The 22,521-nt window shown below is 41.8% G+C and carries 20 protein-coding genes; 10 read left to right on the top strand and 10 right to left on the bottom strand.

Annotated elements, in window-relative coordinates:
• The first annotated feature begins 13 nt into the window (after positions 1–13).
• The 6 genes from DWX23_RS00685 to DWX23_RS00665 all read left to right on the top strand — a co-directional run bounded on the left by DWX23_RS00685 (position 14) and on the right by DWX23_RS00665 (position 5,429).
• On the top strand, positions 14–439 hold the full coding sequence (locus DWX23_RS00685; protein ID WP_122352759.1) for an acetolactate synthase: 426 nt from the start codon (positions 14–16) through the stop codon (positions 437–439).
• Positions 440–494: 55 nt separating this feature from the next.
• Positions 495–635 carry a symporter small accessory protein gene (locus DWX23_RS25285; RefSeq protein WP_370449246.1) on the top strand — a complete coding sequence of 47 codons (141 nt, stop codon included), beginning with the start codon at positions 495–497 and terminating at the stop codon, positions 633–635.
• Positions 632–2,200, top strand: coding sequence for a sodium:solute symporter (locus DWX23_RS00680; protein WP_122373040.1), 1,569 nt, complete (start codon positions 632–634; stop codon positions 2,198–2,200). The genes DWX23_RS25285 and DWX23_RS00680 overlap by 4 nt, the downstream gene beginning before the upstream one ends.
• A 243-nt stretch (positions 2,201–2,443) precedes the next feature.
• The gene (locus DWX23_RS00675) at positions 2,444–3,130 is read left to right on the top strand and encodes a hypothetical protein (protein ID WP_122373039.1); all 687 of its coding nucleotides are present in this window, start codon (positions 2,444–2,446) and stop codon (positions 3,128–3,130) included.
• 5 nt (positions 3,131–3,135) lie between these two features.
• Complete coding sequence (locus tag DWX23_RS00670) at positions 3,136–4,053, top strand: ABC transporter substrate-binding protein (protein WP_122373038.1); 918 nt, start codon at positions 3,136–3,138, stop codon at positions 4,051–4,053.
• Positions 4,050–5,429 carry an ATP-binding cassette domain-containing protein gene (locus DWX23_RS00665; RefSeq protein ID WP_122373037.1) on the top strand — a complete coding sequence of 460 codons (1,380 nt, stop codon included), beginning with the start codon at positions 4,050–4,052 and terminating at the stop codon, positions 5,427–5,429. Before DWX23_RS00670 ends, DWX23_RS00665 begins: the two co-directional genes overlap by 4 nt.
• Here DWX23_RS00665 and DWX23_RS00660 read toward each other — a convergent pair.
• Complete coding sequence (locus tag DWX23_RS00660; protein WP_122373036.1) at positions 5,422–6,930, bottom strand: PAS domain-containing sensor histidine kinase; 1,509 nt, start codon at positions 6,928–6,930, stop codon at positions 5,422–5,424. The genes DWX23_RS00665 and DWX23_RS00660 overlap by 8 nt on opposite strands.
• 137 nt (positions 6,931–7,067) lie before the next feature.
• Between DWX23_RS00660 and DWX23_RS00655 the strand changes: the two genes are divergently transcribed.
• Positions 7,068–9,194 carry a Tex family protein gene (locus DWX23_RS00655; RefSeq protein ID WP_122373035.1) on the top strand — a complete coding sequence of 709 codons (2,127 nt, stop codon included), beginning with the start codon at positions 7,068–7,070 and terminating at the stop codon, positions 9,192–9,194.
• A gap of 1 nt (position 9,195) precedes the next feature.
• The gene (gene ybaK / locus DWX23_RS00650) at positions 9,196–9,678 is read left to right on the top strand and encodes a Cys-tRNA(Pro) deacylase (RefSeq protein ID WP_122373034.1); all 483 of its coding nucleotides are present in this window, start codon (positions 9,196–9,198) and stop codon (positions 9,676–9,678) included.
• Between the two features lie 87 nt (positions 9,679–9,765).
• Here ybaK and DWX23_RS00645 read toward each other — a convergent pair whose 3' ends face one another.
• From DWX23_RS00645 to DWX23_RS00605, 9 genes are all read right to left on the bottom strand, one after another.
• Positions 9,766–10,173, bottom strand: coding sequence for a lipocalin-like domain-containing protein (locus tag DWX23_RS00645; RefSeq protein ID WP_233587451.1), 408 nt, complete (start codon positions 10,171–10,173; stop codon positions 9,766–9,768).
• A 1-nt stretch (position 10,174) separates the two neighbouring features.
• Positions 10,175–11,302 (bottom strand): bifunctional histidinol-phosphatase/imidazoleglycerol-phosphate dehydratase HisB, encoded by a 1,128-nt coding sequence (gene hisB, locus DWX23_RS00640; protein WP_122373033.1) that lies wholly within the window; start codon positions 11,300–11,302, stop codon positions 10,175–10,177.
• Positions 11,303–11,304: 2 nt separating this feature from the next.
• On the bottom strand, positions 11,305–12,336 hold the full coding sequence (gene hisC / locus DWX23_RS00635) for a histidinol-phosphate transaminase (RefSeq protein ID WP_122373032.1): 1,032 nt from the start codon (positions 12,334–12,336) through the stop codon (positions 11,305–11,307).
• Entirely contained in the window at positions 12,333–13,613 is a 1,281-nt protein-coding gene (hisD, locus tag DWX23_RS00630) for a histidinol dehydrogenase (RefSeq protein ID WP_122373031.1), read from the bottom strand. The genes hisC and hisD overlap by 4 nt, the downstream gene beginning before the upstream one ends.
• Positions 13,614–13,778: 165 nt before the next feature.
• Positions 13,779–14,630: an ATP phosphoribosyltransferase gene (hisG, locus tag DWX23_RS00625; RefSeq protein ID WP_122352748.1), complete on the bottom strand. Its 852-nt coding sequence runs from the start codon at positions 14,628–14,630 to the stop codon at positions 13,779–13,781.
• A 257-nt stretch (positions 14,631–14,887) separates the two neighbouring features.
• Entirely contained in the window at positions 14,888–15,205 is a 318-nt protein-coding gene (locus DWX23_RS00620; RefSeq protein ID WP_122352747.1) for a multidrug efflux SMR transporter, read from the bottom strand.
• Between the two features lie 4 nt (positions 15,206–15,209).
• A complete protein-coding gene (locus tag DWX23_RS00615; RefSeq protein WP_122373030.1) occupies positions 15,210–17,768 on the bottom strand; it encodes a M1 family aminopeptidase in 2,559 nt (852 codons plus the stop codon).
• 6 nt (positions 17,769–17,774) lie between these two features.
• Complete coding sequence (locus tag DWX23_RS00610; protein WP_122373029.1) at positions 17,775–18,230, bottom strand: DUF4268 domain-containing protein; 456 nt, start codon at positions 18,228–18,230, stop codon at positions 17,775–17,777.
• Between the two features lie 89 nt (positions 18,231–18,319).
• Complete coding sequence (locus tag DWX23_RS00605) at positions 18,320–21,184, bottom strand: pitrilysin family protein (RefSeq protein ID WP_122373461.1); 2,865 nt, start codon at positions 21,182–21,184, stop codon at positions 18,320–18,322.
• Between the two features lie 260 nt (positions 21,185–21,444).
• Here DWX23_RS00605 and DWX23_RS00600 point away from each other — a divergent pair, with 260 nt between their 5' ends.
• Positions 21,445–22,311: a hypothetical protein gene (locus DWX23_RS00600; RefSeq protein WP_122373028.1), complete on the top strand. Its 867-nt coding sequence runs from the start codon at positions 21,445–21,447 to the stop codon at positions 22,309–22,311.
• A 26-nt stretch (positions 22,312–22,337) separates the two neighbouring features.
• The gene (locus DWX23_RS24830) at positions 22,338–22,511 is read left to right on the top strand and encodes a hypothetical protein (RefSeq protein WP_158607036.1); all 174 of its coding nucleotides are present in this window, start codon (positions 22,338–22,340) and stop codon (positions 22,509–22,511) included.
• Positions 22,512–22,521 lie beyond the last annotated feature (10 nt).

Here is a 22,521-nt window from a genome sequence, read left to right as displayed (position 1 = left end):
AAAAGATACAGCTATGACGGTAAATCAAATTTCTATTTTCCTGGAGAATAAATACGGAAAACTTAGTGAAATCCTGGCTCTGCTCGCTGAAGAAAAGATACGGATCATTGCTGCTACAGTTGCGGATACGTCTGAATATGGTATTCTGCGCATTATTGTAAGCGATCCGCAAAAAGCATATAAGATACTGAAAAATAATAATGTAAGTGCAAATCTTACAGATGTACTGGCAATTGTCACAAACTCCTGTGCCGGAAGTTTTGCTGAAACACTGACACACTTTACAAAAGCCGGTTTAAGTATCGAATATATGTATTGCTTCTCTATAAACGACAAATCCATCCTGATTCTGCGAACAAATAACCGGGAAGCAGCCCGTGAAGTGATCCGCCGTCAGAATCTGGAATATATTTGCGAAAGTGATTTGATGAAACTATAATATTATTTATCGTGGAGAGGCCTATACAGCCTCTCTACCCTAAAACAAATAACAAATGTTCGGAATAGAAGACCCCGGTATCTGGTTAGCCTACCTGTTAGCCTTCGTGTGTTTAATTTTTTCTTTATGGTTCGGAATTGCCTATTGGAATAAAGGAGATAAAGAGAGTGATAACCCTAAACAATCTGATAAATGAGTACCCTTACCCTTGGAATTATTGTTATCGTTTACATGTTCGTTATTGCCTGGTTAGGTTATATAGGATATAAACAGACAAAAAATGCCAGTGATTACTTATTAGGGGGAAGAAAAGTCAACCCCATCGTCATGGCTCTCTCTTATGGGGCTACATTTATTTCCGCTTCCGCCATTGTTGGTTTTGGCGGTGTTGCTGCTACTTTCGGTATGGGTATTCAATGGTTATGCCTGTTGAATATGTTTATGGGAGTAGTCGTAGCCTTCATATTCTTTGGCAGAAAAACACGAAAGCTGGGAGAAGAACATAATGCACGTACATTTCCGCAATTATTAGGGATGCATTATAATTCACGTAGTATTCAGATATTTATTGCTACGGTCATATTTATCGGAATGCCACTATATGCAGCTGTCGTAATGAAAGGTGGAGCTGTCTTTATTGAGCAGATGTTTCATATCGACCTGCATCTGGCACTATTAATATTCACACTGATCGTTGCGGCTTATGTAATTACCGGAGGTATCAAAGGTGTTTTGTATACAGATGCTTTACAAGCAGTTATCATGTTCGGTTGCATGTTATTCCTTTTATTTTGGTTTTACCATGTAATGGATATTGGATTCATCGAAGCAAATCATAAACTGACAGAGATTGCACCTCTCGTTCCCGACCGATTCAAGGAACTGGGGCATCAGGGATGGACAGCTATGCCCGTTACCGGTTCTCCCCAATGGTATACCTTGGTCACTTCACTTATTTTAGGGGTTGGGATCGGTTGTTTGGCACAGCCTCAATTGGTTGTACGTTTTATGATGGTGGAAAGCACCAAACAACTGAATCGCGGGGTGCTTATCGGCTGTGTATTCCTGATCGTGACTGTAGGAGCAATCTACCATGTCGGAGCTTTATCCAATTTATTTTTTATGAAGACTGAGGGCGTCGTTGCTTCCGAAGCTATAAAAGATATGGATAAAATTATTCCATTATTTATAGACCGTGCAATGCCGGAATGGTTCGGGGCAGTTTTCATGCTGTGCATCTTGTCAGCCAGTATGTCTACATTAAGTGCACAATTCCATACCATGGGAGCTGCGTTCGGAGCAGATGCTTTTCCGAACCTGGGACGTCGTAAAAATACAAATTCAACATTAGGAGTCCGTATCGGTGTATTATGTTCCATATTGTTGAGTTATATCATTTGTTATACATTGAGTGCAGGTATAATCGCCAGAGGCACGGCCTTATTTATGGGAGTTTGTGCAGTCACATTCCTTCCTGCCTATTTCTGTGCTTTATATTGGAAAAAAGCGACTAAACAAGGAGCTATAGCAAGTCTATGGACCGGAGCATTGGCAAGTCTGTTTGCTATGTTGTTCCTCCATAAAGCTGAAGCAGGTGCTGTTGGTTTGTGCAAAACATTGACAGGAAAAGATGTACTGATCGATGTGTACCCTTGGTTTGCAATAGACCCTATTCTGTTTGCGCTTCCGTTATCGGTTATGGCTATTGTTATAGTCAGTTTGATGACACAGGAGAAAACTAATAACATAAATATGGAATAGATTTGCATTTATTACATGTTAGAAAACACATATTAGCATTTTAACTATTGCTACTTATGGAAAGATCCGTACATTTGTACCGTGGTTTTTTCATAATAGTATTAGATTTAAGGTTAACAAAGTTGGTTAGGGCTTGTCGTGAGACAGGCTTTAATTTTTTATAGGCCGCCAGGATGGAATAGTTCAGATATTTATCTACCCAAAGAAGTTTATTCATATCTTTGTTTCTCTAAAACAAACTATATGAGAAAGTATTTGATTACCGGCTTCTTTCTGCTGGCATTGTTATTTCAAGCATGTGACAAAAATGAAGAATCCATTACAGAAGAATATGAAACAGTCGGATTGACTACAGAGATCAATATATCCGATGTCGATAACGCGCCTTATAAAGAGGCTATTTCGGAGGTGGCTTTCGTAGCGAGATTCCATGGTTTCGGCGGAATCGGTTCCCCTATCGATCCTCTGGGTAATGACACGCGTATCATGCTGAAAGTACCGTTCGATGAAAACGGAACAAAACTGATCCTGCCGGAAAATCCTCCCCAAGAACTTATGAGCAACATCGCATCCGACATTCCGTCAGGATTCGTGATAAGTGACACTAATGCGAAGACTATTTCGTTCGTTGAGATCGCCACTGACATGCCCGATTCGACGCGTGTTTTCGGATTCCTGTATATGAGTTATGAGGCAGCAAATATCGAGTACCAGCTGCAATATATATATTGTGACCGCGCAGTAACAATAACAGGATCAGGCAAAGACTGGTGGGATCATGCCATGACATATGACCTTAACCTAAAGAAAGGATGGAATATGGTGGTTGAAAAGACCATATATGAAAAGGATCTACAGATCAGAAGCACAACTCATTTAATGCCGGTCGATATGAAATGGAAGCGCAGCAGATGGATAGGCGGCAAATGAAAAAGATGATCAAATACTTTTGTCTGTTCCTGCTGATATTATGCAGTTGTAATAGAGGGAAAAAGGAGAATAATGTATTCCATGTAGCTGTTCTTCGAGGTCCCTCTGTTATAGCGTTTGCAAAGATGATTGAAGATTCTCCGGAGATAGATAGTAAACGGTTATCAGTCGATATAGTGGATTCTCCGGAACAAATGCAGGCTTTATTGATAAAGAGTGAAGCGGATCTGGCTGCACTTCCCATGATAAATGCAGCAAACCTGTATAATAAAGGTTTGAAGTATTCCCTGCTTGGATGTCCGGTTTGGGGAAACTTGTATATTGTCGAAAAGAAAGAATATAATGCTCCATCCCAGGGAACAAACACTTTGCATATTTTTGGCGCAGGTACTACTCCTGATATATTAACCCGTTATTATCTCAAACAAAAAGGACTCACTTATTCTTTGAATTATTCTTTTTCCACTCCCCAGGAAATAAGCCAGGGATTACTTAGCGGACAAATCCGAACAGCTGTAATGGCCGAACCATTTTTAAGCCTGATTCTCCGTAAAGACAGTACATTATATATAAAATCAAGCCTGAACAATCCGGACAGTACTTCGCCCGGATTCGCTCAAACCGCCATTGTATATGCTCCTTCTTTGCAAGGGAAAAGTACAATACTTGACAGTTTACTAGATGAATCCTGCCAGTTTGCTGTCAACCAACCGGAGCAGGCAATAAAGATTCTTGAAAACCGGAATATATTTGTGCCTGGATCACTGACCCCGGAAAGCATAGAGAGATGCCAGATTAAATATCTATCGACAAAAGAAGCTAAAAGAAGTATTCTCGATTTTCTTCGTCTGATAGAAAAATATGAACCGAAAGCCATAGGCGGAAAAGTTCCGAATGATGGTTTCATGCCTGAAAAACAATGAAAAAAGGACTTATCTCATTTATATCCATATGTTTGTTATTGCTATTCTGGCAACTGACTGCTTCCTACATGAATCAGCCGGAATTGATACCGTCCGTTCCTGATCTTATAAAAGCCTTATTTCAGTTGTTTGCCACCGATACTTTTTATAAAAGTATCTTTGCGACGGTTTTACGTGGAATATCCGGTATATTGCTGTCGTTAGCTGCTGCAATACTAGCTGCATTTTTGTTTGCCCGCTACGAATTACTTTATGAATTATTCCGGCCGCTACTGACGATCATGAGGTCTGTTCCTGTTATTTCATTCATATTATTAGCTTTGATCTTTCTTGATCCGGAAGGAATCCCATTGATGATCGCTTTTTTGACTATGTTTCCTCTATTGGCGGAAAACCTGACAAAAGGTATTATCAATCTGAAGCCCGGACTTTCCTTAATGGCAAGTCAATTCAGGATCAGTCGCAAAAACAAACTAATACATATTTATTATCCCCAACTCAAACCATTCCTATTCAGCGGACTTGTCTCTGCTATCGGATTCGGTTGGCGTGCAATCATTATGGGTGAAGTCCTTTCTCAATGTGCCTTCGGTATCGGCGGCGAAATGAAACGTGCCCAGCTATTTATATCGGTTCCAGAATTGATTGCCTGGACTATTATAGCCATTCTGATAAGCTTCCTTTTCGATAGGGGGATCAACCGATTATTACATATTAAATGGAATATACGATTTAGTAATACAACGTCAGAGAAAAATTATACCTCCGTCATTTATCCGATAAAAATGACAGACGTTACTTTTCAATATACCGATATAAAAGTATTATCCCATTTCTCATATACTTTTGAACCTGGTATCATTTATGGAATAAAAGCTCCTTCCGGTAGTGGCAAGACTACTTTACTGAATCTACTGGACGGTTCATTGAAACCGGACAAGGGGGAAATATCATCCAATAAAGAGCAAATATTCTCCGTTGTTTTCCAGGAACCTGAACTTTTATCCCATTTGACAGTGATGCAAAATATATGTCTACCGTTAGCTTCTGTCTACAACCATTCCTATTCAGAACAGAAAGCCCGGAAAACATTAGAAATCGTTGAAATGGAAGCATTTCGTGACCGTTATCCAAATGAACTCAGTTACGGACAACAACAACGTGTCGCTCTTGCCCGCGCCCTGGCATATCCTTCTGCAATCATGCTTCTCGATGAGCCATTTAAAGGATTGGATAAAGCCCTTGCTATTCGTATTATCGATCGGATGATCGCACGACAAACAGATCAAAAGCAGACCATTATTTTCACCTCCCATAATCAGGAAGAAATAGACCGCCTTGCTTCCGTAATTATCCGGTTACAAACTGTCAATTGATTTTTACAGGGTCGCAGGGTATTGTAAACCAGAATGTAGCTCCGGTACCTTCCTCCGATTCTACTCCGATCTCACCATTCAACATCGTTATAATAGTTTTGCAGATAGACAAACCTAGACCTGTCCCTTGCTTAAAACGATCCAGTTTAACAAACCGATCGAAAATAGTGTCTTGGTCTTCCTTTTTTATTCCTGTTCCCGTATCACTGACATAACCATAAATACCATTATCCGTCAGACGATAACCGAATCTGATAGTACCTGTCGATGTAAATTTTATGGCATTAGACAAAAAATTCGTCAGAACTTGTGTCAATCTTGTCTTTTCAGAAATAATACTATAATTAGTTCCGTCATTTTCAAAAATAACCTCTACTCCGGGATTCACCCGGCGCAAAAAAGCCTGTTCCTGTGGCTTAAAGATCTCGTTCAGGCTAAAGCTTGTATAAATGAACTCCAGTTTTCCCGATTCGATTTTGGAAATATCCAGAATATCATCGATCAACTGTAACAGAAATTCATTACTCGTTTCGATGATCTTAAGGTATTCCTGTTTGTCTTCCTCTGTTTCCGCCTGTGCCATCAAGGTCGAAAAACCTACGATTGCATTTAATGGTGTCCTTATTTCATGGCTCATATTGGCTATGAAAGCTGATTTCATCCGGTTGCTTTCTTCTGCCAATCGTTTAGCCTGTATATCTGCTTCATGACGTTTATCTATCGTAATATCCCTCAAAATACCGATCGCTTTCAATGGTTTTCCGTCTTTTCCATATTCGTAGACTTCTCCGATCTTTTCCAGCCAAATATATTCTTCGGAAAAATACCGGCAACGAAAGCTTAGGCGCAAAGACTCTATTTTCCCCTGGGCAAATGCATTTACAACATCCCGGTACATTTGTTGATCGTCCGGATGTATCTTTTCCGTAAAACTTTCATGGGATATATAGGCATGAATCATTTCTCCGTTCTCCACATGAGACAACTCGGCCGTTTCATTCACCACATCCCATATCCAGGGATAAATACGACCGGCCATGCAAGACAAAGCCAGTCTTTTATTATTTTCATGTAATTCTTCTTCTATTTGCCGCTGTTTGGTGATATCCCACGACATACCTAATAAATAAGGAGATTTGCCTTCGCGGGGAACAAGTAGTTTCATCGTATCCAAAGACCGCAATACACCTCTCGGATCGAGTATTTGTTCTACAAAACGTTGCATTTCACCTGTCTGAAGGACTTTCTCGTCCATATCCCTGAAAGACTGTGCAGCTACAGGATCCATAAACAGATCAAAGTCCGTTTTTCCAACAACATCATTGTGAAAACGGCCATATATCTGATTCATCATCGGGCTGGAATAAACATAACGAAAATCATCACCGGTATCCTTGACAAAGAAATACATTGGCACTGAATTCACTATATTCGATAATAACCCGGATAAATCCTTATATTTCTGCTCCAATGCATTTTCATCCAAATAAGAAAGTTCCATAGCCACTAATTTATTATTCCACAAAAGTGTTGAAAATAAACGAGAGTGACAAATAATAAAAGAAAGAACTTCCCGCAAAAAGTAAAATAGACAGCAAAAGATTATCTTTGTAGAATAGAAATTGAAATGAAAGAAATATGATGACATTATTCCATTCACTTATCTCCCGTTCCCTAAATATTTCGGCCGGGCAGGTTGAAAGAACAATAGGTTTGCTTAACGAAGGGGCTACAATACCGTTTATCAGCCGTTACAGAAAGGAAGTTACCGGAGGGCTGGACGAAGTTCAGATCGGGAACATCAAAGATCAACTGGATAAATTAACAGAGATCCAAAAGAGAAAAAATTCCATATTAAGCTCTATAGAAGAACAGGGAAAGTTAACTCCCGAACTCAAAAAACGTATTGAAGAATCCTGGGATAGTACAGAAATAGAAGATCTTTACCTGCCTTACAAACCGAAGCGGGTTACTAAAGCAGAGATTGCACGCAAGAAAGGTTTAGAGCCTCTTGCCAAGATTATCATGATACAAAATGAGTCTAACCTATTGGATCGGGTTAAAAACTTTATCAAGGGAGAAGTTAAAAATGCGGCTGAAGCCTTACAGGGTGCACGTGATATTATTGCTGAATGGGTGAATGAAAATGAAGGGGCACGTAATGCCGTACGTAATTCTTTTGCCCATACAGGGATCATTTCTTCCAAAGTAATCAAAGGGAAAGAGGAAGAAGGAGCTAAATACCTGGATTATTTCGATTTCAGCGAACCGTTGAATCGATGTAGTTCCCACCGCTTGCTGGCTCTCCGCCGCGGAGAAGCCGAAGGTATTCTCAGAGTCGGCATCTCTCCGGACGTCGATACGACCCTCGACCGGTTAAAAAGACGGTTCGTAAAAGGAAACAACGAAGTCTCAGACCAGGTTGCCAATGCTGTCGATGATTCTTTCAAACGTCTTTTGAAACCTTCCATTGAAACGGAATATGCTAATTTGAGTAAAACAAAAGCGGATGAAGAAGCTATCCGTGTTTTTGCAGAAAATCTACGCCAACTGTTATTAGCTCCACCATTGGGGCAAAAGCGAGTACTGGGAGTCGATCCGGGATATCGCACCGGATGTAAGTTAGTATGCCTGGATGCGCAAGGTAATTTATTACATAACGAAGCGATCTACCCCCACCCGCCACAGAATGAAAAAAGCAAAGCTGCAGCCAAGGTATCTCAATTGGTATCAACCTATGCAATCGATGCTATTGCTATCGGTAACGGGACAGCCAGCCGTGAAACAGAACAATTCATCACAAATATTCGCTATGAGCGAAAAGTACAGGTGTTTGTTGTCAGCGAAAACGGAGCATCCATCTATTCTGCATCGAAAGTTGCCCGGGACGAGTTCCCTGAATACGATGTAACGGTCCGGGGAGCAGTCAGCATCGGACGCCGGTTGATGGATCCGTTGGCCGAACTGGTAAAGATCGATCCTAAGAGTATCGGTGTCGGCCAGTATCAACACGATGTGGATCAGACAGCTCTAAAGAAAAGTCTGGATCAAACGGTAGAAAGTTGCGTAAATATGGTTGGTGTCAATGTAAATACAGCCAGTAAGCATTTGCTTACCTATATTTCTGGTCTGGGTCCGACACTGGCACAGAACATTGTCGATTACCGGGCAGAACACGGTCCTTTCCAATCCAGACGTGAATTACTGAAAGTTCCCCGTATGGGTGAAAAAGCATTCGAACAAAGTGCCGGATTTCTCCGTATACAGGGAGGAAAAACTCCACTCGACAATTCGGCCGTGCATCCGGAAAGCTATCCGATTGTAGAAAAAATGGCTAAGGATTTGAAATGTACAGTAGAGGAACTGATCACAAATAAAGAATTAAAGAAAAAACTGGATCTGAAGCTGTATATCACGGATAAAGTCGGTATGCCAACCCTGCTCGATATTATGGAGGAGTTGGATAAGCCAGGCCGTGACCCGCGCCAGGCCATTCAGGTATTTTCTTTCGATCCGACAGTGAAAACAATAGAGGACCTGAAAGAAGGACTTGTCTTACCGGGAATCGTAACCAACATTACGAACTTTGGATGTTTTGTCGATGTCGGTATAAAAGAAAACGGATTAGTTCATATCTCAGAACTGGCAGACCGGTTTATCAGTGATCCGACACAGGTCGTATCTATTCACCAACATGTTAAGGTAAAGGTTCTGAGCGTAGATTTAGTTCGCAAACGGGTTCAGTTATCTATGAAAGGATTATGATATGAAAGTAAATAAAACGAATGTAGCCAGACTGTTGGATAAAGCCAAAATATCTTATCAGTTGGTTCCTTATGAAGTGGATGAGAATGATTTGAGCGCTATCCATGTGGCAGAGCAATTAGGTGAGAATGTTGAACAGGTATTCAAAACTCTGATCCTTCATGGAGATAAAAGCGGATATTTTGTCTGTGTAATTCCCGGGGCTGATGAAGTAGATCTGAAAAAGGCGGCAAAAGTCTCCGGAAATAAGAAATGCGAAATGATTCCGGTAAAAGAACTGTTACCTTTGACAGGTTACATCCGGGGAGGATGCTCTCCTATCGGAATGAAGAAACATTTTCCTACTTATATTCATCAAACGGCAGAAGAATATGACAATATATATATTAGTGCCGGACAGCGGGGATTACAGGTTCAAATCGCACCAAAAGATCTAATTCGCGAAGTGAAAGCTGAAATATCCGATCTGATTATTGATAAATAAGATTCTAATAATAGCATAAAAAAACAGGACTGTTTATTTCTACATTGTGTATAGAATAACAAACAGTCCTGTTTTTTTATGCTATTATTAGAATTTCCTGAATATATATCTTTTACCTTCACTATTCAAAATCAACTGCTTTCCACTTAACTTTTCAATAGTAAATTCACGCGTTTTTGAACTCCAATCAGTACGGGGTAGAAAACTTGTTACAGGACGAGGATAATTATCTAACTCTAAAGTCAACGACGTCTCATCTTTTAATGTATTATAGCCATGCTGATTTGAAAAAGAATCAGCATCGGCAAGATATACCTGATACATAAACAATATATTCTGAAAATTATAAAATACCGTATCAGCCTGTATCACCTCTCCATTCGCTTCCACTTGCTGTAATTGCCATTTGCCTTCCAGCTTATGTTCCGTATCATTACTACATGCTGCCAGTATGATTACGACAGCGGCTATCATCCAGTATTTCACTTCCTTCATCTTATAACAATCCTTTTGTGCTTGGTAGCTCATATTTATAAATATCACGGCGTATCGCCATTTTTACAGATCGCGCCAAAGCCTTGAAAATGCCTTCTATCTTATGATGTTCATTCGCACCTTCCGCTTTAATGTTCAGATTCATGCGAGCCGCATCACTCAAGCTCTTAAAGAAATGAAGGAACATTTCCGTAGGCATATCCCCCACCTTTTCACGATGAAACTCAGCATTCCAGACTAACCACGGACGGCCTCCGAAATCAAGAGCCACACTGCATAAGCAATCATCCATAGGCAGGCAGTAACCGTAACGTTCGATGCCACGCTTGTCACCAAGGGCTTTAAGCAAGGCTTCACCAAGGGCAATCGCCGTATCTTCTATTGTATGATGCTCATCAACATTCAGATCGCCCTTTACACGTATAACCAAATCCATCCCGGAATGTTTTCCTATCTGATCCAACATGTGGTCAAAAAATCCTAATCCGGTCGAAATTTCGGTCTTGCCAGTGCCGTCAAGATTAACTTCTACATAAATATCCGTCTCTTTAGTAGTGCGCTGTACAATGGCACGACGCTCACCGGCAAAAAGATATTCAGTCACCTTGTCCCAGTCTTCCGTTATCAGGACCGGCGATATAGAAGGATTCTCTGCCAGTAACCGGGAAGCTTCTTCATCGGAAGGACGTAACCAAATACCTTTGGCTCCCAGATTTACAGCCAGTTGCATATCCGTCAGACGATCCCCGATCACATAACTGTTTGCTAAATCGTATTCACCACCGAGATAGTTACCCAGCATTCCGGTCCGCGGTTTGCGGTTGGGAGAATTATCTTCCGGAAAAGAACGATCGATCAGAATATCATCAAAGACAATCCCCTCGCCTTCCAGAGCTTTCAACATCTTGTTATGAGCTGGCCAGAAAGTGTCTTCCGGAAAAGAGGACGTACCCAATCCATCTTGGTTGGTCACCATGACCAACTCAAAGTCCAATTGTTTACGTATGAAATATAAGTTACGGAATACCTTTGGGTAGAACTCCAGTTTTTCCAGGCTATCCAGCTGGTAATCAACAGGAGGCTCTATCACTAATGTCCCGTCTCTATCGATAAAGAGCGCTCTTTTCATGCTTACATATTTTTTAAAGCCTTCAATAATGCATCGTTTTCTTCCGGTGTACCGACAGTGATACGCAGACAACCGTTACACAAAGTTACATTATTCCGGTTACGTACAATAACGCCTTTCTTTACCAATTTATTATATACTGAATCAGCTTTACCGACATTTACCAGGATAAAGTTGGCATCGGTCGGATACATTTTCTGCACAATCGGCAGCTCCGGCAAAGCAGCCTGCAAACGAATACGCTCAGACATGATACGGCGCAATTGCTCCAGCATCTGTCCCTCATTGTTCAATAATTCCAGAGCCTGCTTCTGTGTCAGCATATTGACATTGTAAGGATATTTGATTTTGTTCAATATCGCTATAATTTCAGGTGAGGCAAATGCCATTCCCAAACGGAGACCTGCCGCTCCCCACGCTTTGGAAAGTGTCTGTAGCACGATCAGATTCGGGAATTTCTTTAATTCCGGGAGAAAAGAAGGCTCTGCCGAGAAATCAATGTAAGCTTCATCCAGTACAACGATTCCTTCAAAATCAGTCAATATCTTATAAATTTCATCCCGGTCCAAGCTATTTCCCGTCGGATTGTTCGGCGAACAAAGGAAAATTACTTTCACCCACTCGTCCACTTCTTCCAGTAACTTGTCTGCATCCAGTTCAAAGTCAGCCGTTAATTCGACTTTTCTAAATTCTACATTATTTACATTTGCTGCCACTTCATACATACCGTAAGAAGGAGCTATGCTAACGATGGTATCGATTCCCGGATCACAAAATGCACGGATCACGAGATCGATCGGTTCATCACTGCCATTTCCCAGGAAGATAGAATTACGGTCCACATCTTTTAATTCGGCAATCCTGTCTTTCAACTCCCACTGCAACGGGTCCGGATAACGGTTATACGGTTCGTTATAAGGATTCTCATTCGCATCCAGAAAAACAGACGCACTGCCGTGAAACTCGTCCCTTGCAGAAGAATATGGCTTCAAGTCCCAGATATTAGGTCTTACAAGTTTTTTTAAATCCATCATATTGTTTTTAATCTTATTGTTACTGCATTGCGGTGAGCATCCAGCTGTTCGTTTCCGGCCATGACCTGAATGGTTCCACCTAAACTCTTAATACCTTCGGCAGTGATCTCCTGGAAGGTTATTTTTTTGATAAAACTATCCAGGTTCACACCGCTGTATGCTTTAGCATATCCATTGGTAGGAAGTGTATGGTTCGTACCAGAAGCATAATCACCAGCACTTTCGGGTGTATAAGGGCCCATAAACACACTTCCTGCATTTTCAATCTGTTCTGCAATATAGGCATAATTTCCGGTCTGTATGATCAGGTGTTCCGGAGCATACATATTTGTGAAATCGATCACTTCCTGTTCATCCTTCAATACGATTATACGGCTGTGTTCTAATGCCTTTTCCGTAATTTCCTGACGGGATAGTGCAGACAATTGACGACGGATGGCTTCGGCTACAGAAGAAACCATGTTTTCGGCCGATGTAACCAGAATGGCCTGGCTATCCGCTCCATGTTCAGCCTGTGAGAGAAAATCAGCAGCAATAAAGTCCGGATTAGCTGTTTCATCTGCAATTACTTCCACTTCAGAAGGGCCGGCCGGCATATCGATAGCTACATCTTTCAGGCTGACAAGCTGTTTGGCTGCCGTTACATACTGGTTGCCGGGACCAAAGATCTTATATACTTTAGGTATGGACTCCGTTCCGTAAGCCATCGCAGCAATAGCCTGTATTCCACCGGCTTTAAATATTTTGCTGACACCAGCTGCACGGGCGGCGAAAAGAATAGCCGGATGCACCTTGCCTTCCCGGTTCGGAGGAGTACATAAAACGATCTCTTTACAACCTGCAATATGTGCCGGCACAGCCAACATTAAGACTGTAGAAAACAGAGGTGCCGTTCCTCCCGGAATATACAGGCCGACTTTCTCTATTGCAACTGCTTTTTGCCAGCAGGTTACACCGGGAGTCGTTTCTATTTTATGTCCAATGAAACGTTGGGAAGCATGAAACTTCTCTATATTGTCTTTAGCTGTACGAATAGCCTGCTTCAATTCTTCGGAGACAAGTTCACAAGCTTCTTCTATTTCGGCTTCCGATACCTGAAGATCCGTTAATGTTACTTTGTCGAACTTTTCTTCATATCGCTTTACGGCAACATCACCTTCCTGGCGCACTTCATCCAATACGGTACGGACCGTGTCAAACAAAGTCGTCACATCCAAAGCAGGCCGTTTGACCAACGAAACCCACTCTTCTTTTGACGGATATTTTATTATTTCCATAATTGCACTCTATATCTATATTCTAAAAACTCCTATCATAATCTATCATATCTATTACTTAATTCCCCGCACTATTTACACCCCATCTCAACGATGCTGACACCGGGTGTAAAGGGCATTGAGACCCGGGTGTCACCGGACGTATGATAGTTGTTATACATTTTATTAAAGTATCATCTTCTCAATAGGAATAACCAAAATACCTTCTGCTCCCAACGATTTAAGCTTTCCGATAATTTCCCAGAAATGTTTCTCTGCAATAACAGACTGTACAGAAACCCAGTCGCCATTTGCCAACGGCGTCACCGTCGGGCTCTTCATACCCGGCAACACTTCTATGATCTCATCCAATTTGTCTTTCGGAGCATTCAGCAATACGTATTTCTTTCCTTCTGCTACCTGGATTGCTTCAAAGCGGAACAACAATTCATCCAGGATCGCCAGCTTTTCTTCCGACAGATTATTATTGGCGATCAAAAGCGCTTCGCTTTGCATGATCACTTCAACCTCCTTCAATTGGTTGCTGACCAACGTACTGCCTGAGCTGACAATATCAAAAATGGCATCAGCCAAACCGATACCCGGAGCAATCTCAACTGAACCGCTGATAACATGCAAATCGGCCTTTACGCCTTTTTCTTTCAGATACGCCTTCAGGATCTCCGGATATGAAGTAGCGATAGTCTTTCCTTCAAACCATTCTATTCCCTGATAATCTTCATCTTTAGGAATAGCCAAAGACACACGGCATTTACTAAATCCCAGTCGTTTAACCAGGCGGGCTTCCCCTCCTTTTTCTACATATTCGTTCTCTCCAACAATACCTATATCAGAGACTCCATTCGCTACCGATTGAGGTATATCATCATCACGCAGGAACAACACTTCCACCGGAAAACCTTTTGCCGATAAAAGCAAAATACGCTTTCCCCTGTTCAGTTTGATACCTGCTTCTTCCAATAATAGCATTGTTTCATCGTATAAACGACCTTTTGATTGTACTGCAATTCGTAACATGTTTGTTTTTATTTTAATAATTATATTCTTTCCAAAAACAAAATAAGGCTTACCAAATAACGGCAAGCCTTACTTAATTATATTATGCGTATCTACACACCTCACAGCCCACCGAACTATTGCCCGTTGTAATGATGATGATGGTGATGTGATACTTTTCTTCTCATTTGTTATTTTATTGATGCCGCAAAGTTACAATAATAATTGAAAATGCAAATAAAACTATCAAAAGATTAGCGATCAGGCCCACTTTTTTTCTAGGATGCCAGTTTTATGCCGATAATTCCGCATATGACCAGCATAGCGGAAAGGATACGCCATATGCCTGCCGAATCACCGAAAATAAAGATGCCGATCAATAAAGTTCCGACAGCTCCTATGCCGGTCCATACCACGTAAGCCGTTCCGATCGGGATTGTCCGTTGTGCCAGATATAAAAAGTATCCGCTCAAAGCCATTGAGATAACAGCGACCGAAAGATAAAGAAAACGTGATCCCGTCGTTTGTGCCAGTTTCATACCGACAGGCCAGCCTATCTCAAACAGGCCGCCTAACAATAAATAAATCCATCCCATAATTTCATCTGTGTTTTAATCTATATAAATGATCGGCTTGCTGCCGTATTTTATTAGCCAGCATTGGCGGATAATCCGGATGATCGGTAAAGAAAGCATCGACCTCTGCCCTCGCCTCCGGAGATGTATGTCCGGACAACAACGCTCGTACCCAGGCTGTCGGGAAGAATATATCGCCGGTCCGCTGCACCTCCTGCATCGCCTCCAAAGCCGGACAAATATATTTTATCGCCCCTTCCTGTCTCAACCGGTGATTCAGATTTGCCAATGCGGCAGACGCCCAGGGTTCTATCCGACGGTTCTCTGCAACCAGCAAAGAAGCGAAGACACTGTCACGCATCTCTTTATGGGGAGAAACAGACGGCGAGATAAACTGATACTCCCGTTTCCGGTCCGGATTTGTTATACGCGAAAGTTGGGTATTAATAATTTCGTCTGCCTGTTCCGGCAGATGAAGGGCCAATATATAAGATAATCCGATATAATCATTCTCACTTAACGAACACCCGGCAGGAGCCTGCTCTTTCTTCCACAAATCATATAATGAAGCGATCGCTTCAGGTGACTGAACGATTGAACGATACGAACGGAAAGCCTGCAAACGGTGTTGTGGGACAGAAGAAGCCGTAACGATCTGCCATAACGTTTTTTCCAATAAAGCAGTATCTGCCGGATAAAGACGTTGACAATTGCCTATATATCCCAAAGCGGCAGAGAACAACAATGAATTATTCTCCTTCGGCAAATAATCCAGCATAGCCTCCATATAAGAAGTCGGTGAAATAGTTCCGTTCAGCAGATTTTCATATAAAGTAATCAGTATAGAACCTCTCAGCAACTCATCTTTACAGGCCGGAAGATATGACGCACAAGCCTCGGCATCCGCTTTATTCAACCGGAAAAAGCCATATCCTTTTCCATCTGTATTCGGAATAATGAAACACCCCTCTTTCGGAAGCTTTTTTAATTCCTTTCGGATGGAATTTGAATTTCTCCCGAGAGAAACTGAAATTTCTTCCGGATCCCCGTTTTTAGGAACTATCAGAAAAGATAAATCCTGCGGCCAGTTCAGTCCCCGGTTGAAAGGATCGTTTTGTGAGACAACCAAGCTATCTCCGACAACGGAGGCTGTGATCTCCGGCATCCCTTTTTCATTCACCCAGATATGGCTCCAGGTTGCCAGATCATCATCCGTATATTTATCCAAAATAGTAATCAATCCTTCCCAGGTTGCATTTCCGTAAGCATATGTTTTCAAATATTCCTGTATCCCTTTCCTGAATGCCTCTTTTCCCATCTTCTTGATCAACATTTCCAATACGACAGGAGACTTATCATAGATAATATTACCATAAACCAAACCGGCATTACGCAAATTATCCAGATCCTGTTTGATCGGATTGGCACCGGCTGTACGATCTTCCGAATAAGCAGGCGGAATATAATCCTGCATAAAATTCAAGGCATGATTGATATTCGGGTATAATGGCTCGACAATCTGGGAAGCAAAATAGTTGGCAAATACTTCTTTTGTCCAGACATCGTCAAACCATTTCATCGTCACATAATCGCCAAACCACATATGTGCCGTTTCATGGGCAATCAGGGCACTCCGACTCAGCTGTTCGTTCAGTGTCGGATTTTCATTCAGGAACATCCGTCGGTCTGTATAGAATGTGGCTCCGGTATGTTCCATTCCACCAAACTGAAAACCGGGAAGGATGATCAGATCGTATTTAGCAAAAGGATACGGTACAGCCGTATAATCTTCCAACCAGGCCAATGCGTCAAAAACTTCGGATGCGATATCCGGACATTGGGCTATTTTCTTAGGCTCTGTCTCCCGGTGATATATAGAGATTTCTCTGCCATCCCGAGTATAGGTCTCACGAATAAACTTTCCGGCAGTAAATGCAAACAGATAAGTACTCAATGGCTCCGTTTCCTTAAAAGATATGATTTTCCGTCCGGGAACAGAGATCGTGTCGGTCTTTCCGATCGCACCATTCGTAACTGCCTGCCATTCAACCGGCACTTCCAACGCCAATGTAAACAGTGACTTCATATCCGGTTGGTCAAAACAAGGGAATGCAGTACGCGCCCTGTCAGGCACCAACAATGTATAAAGAAACTCATCCCGCCTGTTCAGAGACTGGTCAGCCGGGGTGAAAGCTATATTGACTTCATTCTCTCCTACTTTACTCCGATCTGCCGGAATAATAATATGTTCATTCCTGACTTCATAAGGAACTTGCTCCCCATTCAGTGCAACCAAAGCTATCTGCGAGGCTTCTCCCCTGAAGTCAATAATGACCGGAAGCTTCTCTTTCAGGGATAACCGGATTACCGCCCTACCCTTTACCGGTTCCTGTTTAGATTCCGGAATAGAGAAAAACAGATCATATTTTACCTGCCCGAAATGTTCTTTTCTGAACTGAGCCAGTTCGTGACTGACTCCCGCTTCCTGCAAAACAATATCTTTCTGCTGTGTTGCACAAGCAGAAAACAGACCTACAGTTACTGCTCCTGCCACCTGAAAAATAATATGATTTGTATGTGTCATTCTTTTTTACTCTCTCAAATATTCAGCGATCGACATAAAGTTACGCTCCAGTAAATACATTTGCGACGCCATAAAAGTAAAAAATTCTCCCCAATCTTGTTTGCGGTGAAAATCTATTCCTTCTTTGGCAATGTAAATACGTGCAACTTCTTTTCCGGTTTCCCGGACAAAACAAATATCCCAGATCAACCCTTCGGGAAAATCCATTTCTAACGTTTCCTTATACCAGGTGAGACGTTCATACATCTCCAAACGAAGTTCTTCACTCCGGTGATTCACTTCCAAGATCACATAGGCTCCGTTACGGCTGACATCAAATTTCAATTCGACACCTTTCACTTTGGTATCGTATAAAGTCCATATTTTCTTTCGGTCCCGCAGATAAGGCTGTACTTCACAATAAGCGGCGAAACTTTCCCAAAATTCCAGTTTCAGGTTCTTTAATTCGTCTTTACTATACATCTTTTTTAGTTGACAATTGACAGTTAACAGATGACAGTTAAAAAGAGGGGACTAAAACCACCTGTCAACCGTCATCTGTCAACTGTCAACTATTTATAAATATCTTTCTTCCTTAATCTGATAACTTCTCCATACCCAGCCAGTTCCTTCATGTCGATACGTCTTGAATCACCAACTACCACATAAACAAACGGTTTCAAACGGACATTATGCCGGTAAAAACGGACAATATCTTTCATATCCATCTCTGAAATACCTGACAACAATGCTTCATTCGGGTCGTTATCGAAACCTGCCCTTCTGAAAGATGCCACTTTCTCTGATAAGTCCCTGAAAGGAGGAAAATCATTATTCACCTGATTTACGATAGATTGCTTGACTGTAGAAACCCGCTCCGGCTTCTCCGGCATTTCGCGGATCAGCGAGCACATAACCGCCATCGCATCCAATGTCTTGTCACTCTGTGTAGACAGCATTGTAACAAACTCTCCGGCTTTCCCCGATAATTGGTGGGGAGGCAATATATAACGCCCGCTCACCCGATAAGCCAAAGAACGGAACTCTCTGATCTCCTGAAACATCAAAGAAGACATATCTCCGCCGAAATAAACCGAGAATAACCGGGAAGCATGACGTGACCAGGCATCATCGGTAGCCTCTCCTTTTGTATAAGCGTAAATGATACTTTGCGATGCCGTTGGCATATCCATAAAGTAAACGAGCGGTTTATCATATAATTTTGCATCCCGGTAATAAGGTTCTTTTACAGCAACAGTCATTTCCTGCAACGGAAGTGTCGCCTTTATTTGCCCCGTAACCTGATCGGCAGACAACGTCCCGCAATAATGCAAATCACATTCCATCCGGCGAACATCGGCAAAGACATCCAGTAAATCCTTCCCTTTCAACTTCTTGACCTCTGAAAGCGACAATTTATTCAGAAATCTCGATTGTTCCCCATATTTCACCTTCTCCAACATGGCACCCGCAATATTATCACTCGATTCAAAGAAGGCTTTCTCCATTATTTTGGCATCATTTATAACCTGCCGTATTTGTTTATCATCAGCTTTGACATGCGTGATAAAATCACCGGCCAACTGAACGGTCTCCTCTAAATGATTATCAAAACCGGTAACACGGACAATGAACTGCTTATCGTTCGCATCGAAAGACATCGTGCTGCCCAACACCTGCAACCGTGTCCGGAATTCCTGGAACGATAAAGAATCTGTGCCCAGGAACTGGAGATAATTTGCCAGATACTTCAATTTGGGTTGCTCCAACGTACCTATCTGATACACCATATTCAGTGTAAACACATCCGTAACCGGATTTATCGTTGTATATAAGGTTGCCAAAGGCGTTAGTTGAGTGATCTGAACATCTTTACTAAAATCGATAAAACGAGGTGATACTGTTTGTACAGGCAATCGTTCCAGCTGTTTGGCATACTCGGATGATGCTTCCGAGTTTTTAGGAACGACCGGATTGAAGTCTGGTTTTGGCAGATTGTCCTTTGGGTATTTTCCCGTCGTTTTAGTGACACACAGATAGTTTTCACTAAAATATTTGCGGGCAACGCGGATAACATCCTCCCGCGTTAATGCCTCGATCTTGGATACATCCTGCAAATAATCCTCCCAGCTTTTACCCTGCGAATAGATTGTCATCATAATGCGGGTACGCGAATCGATACTTTCCAGATCGGTAGCATACTGGCGACGTTGTTCCTCTTTCAGGCTATTGAATATCTCATCACTGAAATCTCCCTCTTTTATCCGGTTTATTTCTTTCCAAACCAACTTTTCCGCCCCGCCGTATGTCTGGAACATAAGTTTCGGAATAACAGCCACTGCCAATATACCGGATTCATTCAAATTCTCATTCATTGCCATCGAGGCCATTATTTTCCGGTCGACCATCAGTTTATCCAGAAAACCTGTTCCATTGGCATTGTTCAGCATATTAACGGCAACGGCAAGTGCGACCTGGTCTTCATGGTTGGCGGGAAGTCCACGGAATCCCAATCCCATCGCTTTTACTAAAGGAACAGGAAATTTCACCTTCATTCTCTCTTTACCTTTAAAAGGAGGCAAAGCGACAGTCTCTTTTTTAGGTGCTTCACCCGGACGAATACGTGAGAAAGTCCTTTCGAGGATGGGTAATACAGTCTCCGTATCAAAATCGCCGCTCAACATCAAAGCCATATTGGACGCTACATAATATTCCTCAAAGAACTTCCGCATCTCTGTCAAGCGCGGATTCTTCAGGTTCTTTGTACTCCCGATAATCGGATAGGCATAAGGATGCGGTGCAAAATAGCGCTCAAGCAAACGATCCATAACCTGGCCGCCAATAAAATCACCATACATATTCTTTTCTTCATACACAGTCTCCAGTTCGCTTTGGAACATACGAAAAACCGGATTCAACAGGCGTTCGCTGTTTATTTCGGCCCATTGCTCCATGTATTGCGGAGAAAAAGTATTGAAATAGAACGTAACATCATAAGATGTCGCAGCGTTCAATCCCGAACCGCCATATTTGGAGATCAGGCGGTTGAACTCATTCGGAATAACATAATCGGAAGAGCGGATGCTCAACTCATTGATATCTTTCTGGATTTCTGCACGGGCAAGTTCATCTTCTGTCGCAGCAAGTTCGTCATATTTCATAGCTATAGAATCCAGCAGGACTCTCTCCGCTTCATAATCCACCGTACCAATCTTATCGGTTCCCTTGAACATCATATGCTCAAAATAATGAGCGATCCCTGTATCCGGACAGTCTTTCGATCCTGCCTTCACAACTACGGCTCCGAAAACTTTCGGCTGACTATGGTCTTCATTCAGCCAGACGGTTAATCCATTATCCAGTTTATGTTCTTTTACTTCAAGCGCTTTTGTATTCTGAGCGGTTAACAGATTTGTACCAGTTGCAAATAACATCATCGTCAAGAATGCTTTCATGGCTATATTTTCACCATCAATTATAACTTACAAAGATAGCTCATTTCCACAAGTAAATAGGATTTGATAAGATATTTTTGGACTATTCTTTCAAATCTGAAGCACAAAACAATATCCCCGCCCCTTTTCAAGAAAATGGGACTTTGTTTTCCTTTTATTAAGACACCTACTACTTTACAAAACCGTACCAAACTCATATTTATTCTTTCCTTTGCGGAACAATAATGAAAACGAACACTAGTATGCAATATCTTAATATCGCAGGTTTTAATATATTATTGGATTTTGACTTCAACCCCTTTCTCGAAATGAAGAATTTTATCCCCTTCATCGGAAAAAGCCAGGAGAAGCAAGCTACAGACCTGTGTACCATCTCTGTCTATCCCGGCAGAGAAATAAAAGATATACCCGTATTCGTGTATTCAACCACCACAGAAACAGGTTCCTATGGTATATATCAAAACGATGATTTGAATATAGTCATATACCAGTCTGCCGAGTCAGGCAACAAATACCGGTTGCTGGCCGACAAAACATGGAAAGAACTCACAATCGACTTTGTTCCGACCACAAGTGCCGAAAGTCCGACTGTCTTAAATCTGTTTCTCATGTTGGCCTTTATTTACAGCTCTTCATTTCATGATACAGTTCTGATTCACGCGTCTTCCATCAAAAAAGAAGAAGAGGGATTTGCTTTCTTAGGCCCTTCCGGAATCGGCAAAAGCACCCATTCCGACCTGTGGCTGAAATACATCCCCGGTTCTACTTTATTGAACGACGACCAGCCGGCAGTCCGTATAATAGGAAACATACCTTATATATATGGCACTCCCTGGAGTGGAAAAAGAGACTATTATCGAAACGAAAGAGCTCAGCTGCAAGCCCTCTACAAAATGGAGCAAGCAAAAGAAAACCGCTTGAAGCGATTGTCTGCCATTGACACATTCCGACTTTTACTGGCCTCCGCATCTATGATACGCCACGACAAGCCGACTTTCAATGCGATCAGTCAGACTTTGGCCCGACTTGCAGGAACCGTTCCTGGCTACCATTTGCAATCAAGGCCAGAACGAGAAGCTGCCGAAATATCTTACAACAGAGATAGATAATTGTTTAATTTTAATACGAATAGAAAGTGAAAAAAGAAAATTTAAAAATGTACGAGAAACCAAAAGTGGAAGTCGTAGAAATCCACTTGAATGAGTGTATCGCTGGTAGCGCTGTTCAAGTTAAAACAGGAAGTTATGATTCACGTTATTATGGAACAGACACTAGTGATTGGAACCAAGGTTGGGCTAATTTTAATTAATTTAAAAATA

This window comes from Parabacteroides sp. AF18-52 (genome assembly GCF_003479145.1).
GTDB classification, from domain to species: Bacteria; Bacteroidota; Bacteroidia; order Bacteroidales; family Tannerellaceae; genus Parabacteroides; species Parabacteroides faecis.
The sequence above is the reverse complement of the archived record's forward strand: the minus strand, read 5'-3'. Positions and strand labels throughout refer to the sequence as shown.

What these genes read in the sequence shown, in the direction of transcription:
- hisB (WP_122373033.1), bottom strand. Translation starts at nt 11,302, where the DNA reads ATGAAAAGAGCGCTCTTTATCGATAGAGACGGGACATTAGTGATAGAG.
- DWX23_RS00670 (WP_122373038.1), top strand. Translation starts at nt 3,136, where the DNA reads ATGATCAAATACTTTTGTCTGTTCCTGCTGATATTATGCAGTTGTAAT.
- hisC (WP_122373032.1), bottom strand. Translation starts at nt 12,336, where the DNA reads ATGATGGATTTAAAAAAACTTGTAAGACCTAATATCTGGGACTTGAAG.
- DWX23_RS00600 (WP_122373028.1), top strand. Translation starts at nt 21,445, where the DNA reads ATGCAATATCTTAATATCGCAGGTTTTAATATATTATTGGATTTTGAC.
- DWX23_RS00605 (WP_122373461.1), bottom strand. Translation starts at nt 21,184, where the DNA reads ATGATGTTATTTGCAACTGGTACAAATCTGTTAACCGCTCAGAATACA.
- DWX23_RS00660 (WP_122373036.1), bottom strand. Translation starts at nt 6,930, where the DNA reads ATGGAACTTTCTTATTTGGATGAAAATGCATTGGAGCAGAAATATAAG.
- DWX23_RS00675 (WP_122373039.1), top strand. Translation starts at nt 2,444, where the DNA reads ATGAGAAAGTATTTGATTACCGGCTTCTTTCTGCTGGCATTGTTATTT.
- DWX23_RS00615 (WP_122373030.1), bottom strand. Translation starts at nt 17,768, where the DNA reads ATGACACATACAAATCATATTATTTTTCAGGTGGCAGGAGCAGTAACT.
- hisD (WP_122373031.1), bottom strand. Translation starts at nt 13,613, where the DNA reads ATGGAAATAATAAAATATCCGTCAAAAGAAGAGTGGGTTTCGTTGGTC.
- ybaK (WP_122373034.1), top strand. Translation starts at nt 9,196, where the DNA reads ATGAAAGTAAATAAAACGAATGTAGCCAGACTGTTGGATAAAGCCAAA.
- DWX23_RS00685 (WP_122352759.1), top strand. Translation starts at nt 14, where the DNA reads ATGACGGTAAATCAAATTTCTATTTTCCTGGAGAATAAATACGGAAAA.
- DWX23_RS00665 (WP_122373037.1), top strand. Translation starts at nt 4,050, where the DNA reads ATGAAAAAAGGACTTATCTCATTTATATCCATATGTTTGTTATTGCTA.
- DWX23_RS00645 (WP_233587451.1), bottom strand. Translation starts at nt 10,173, where the DNA reads ATGAAGGAAGTGAAATACTGGATGATAGCCGCTGTCGTAATCATACTG.
- DWX23_RS25285 (WP_370449246.1), top strand. Translation starts at nt 495, where the DNA reads ATGTTCGGAATAGAAGACCCCGGTATCTGGTTAGCCTACCTGTTAGCC.
- DWX23_RS00620 (WP_122352747.1), bottom strand. Translation starts at nt 15,205, where the DNA reads ATGGGATGGATTTATTTATTGTTAGGCGGCCTGTTTGAGATAGGCTGG.
- hisG (WP_122352748.1), bottom strand. Translation starts at nt 14,630, where the DNA reads ATGTTACGAATTGCAGTACAATCAAAAGGTCGTTTATACGATGAAACA.
- DWX23_RS00655 (WP_122373035.1), top strand. Translation starts at nt 7,068, where the DNA reads ATGATGACATTATTCCATTCACTTATCTCCCGTTCCCTAAATATTTCG.
- DWX23_RS00610 (WP_122373029.1), bottom strand. Translation starts at nt 18,230, where the DNA reads ATGTATAGTAAAGACGAATTAAAGAACCTGAAACTGGAATTTTGGGAA.
- DWX23_RS00680 (WP_122373040.1), top strand. Translation starts at nt 632, where the DNA reads ATGAGTACCCTTACCCTTGGAATTATTGTTATCGTTTACATGTTCGTT.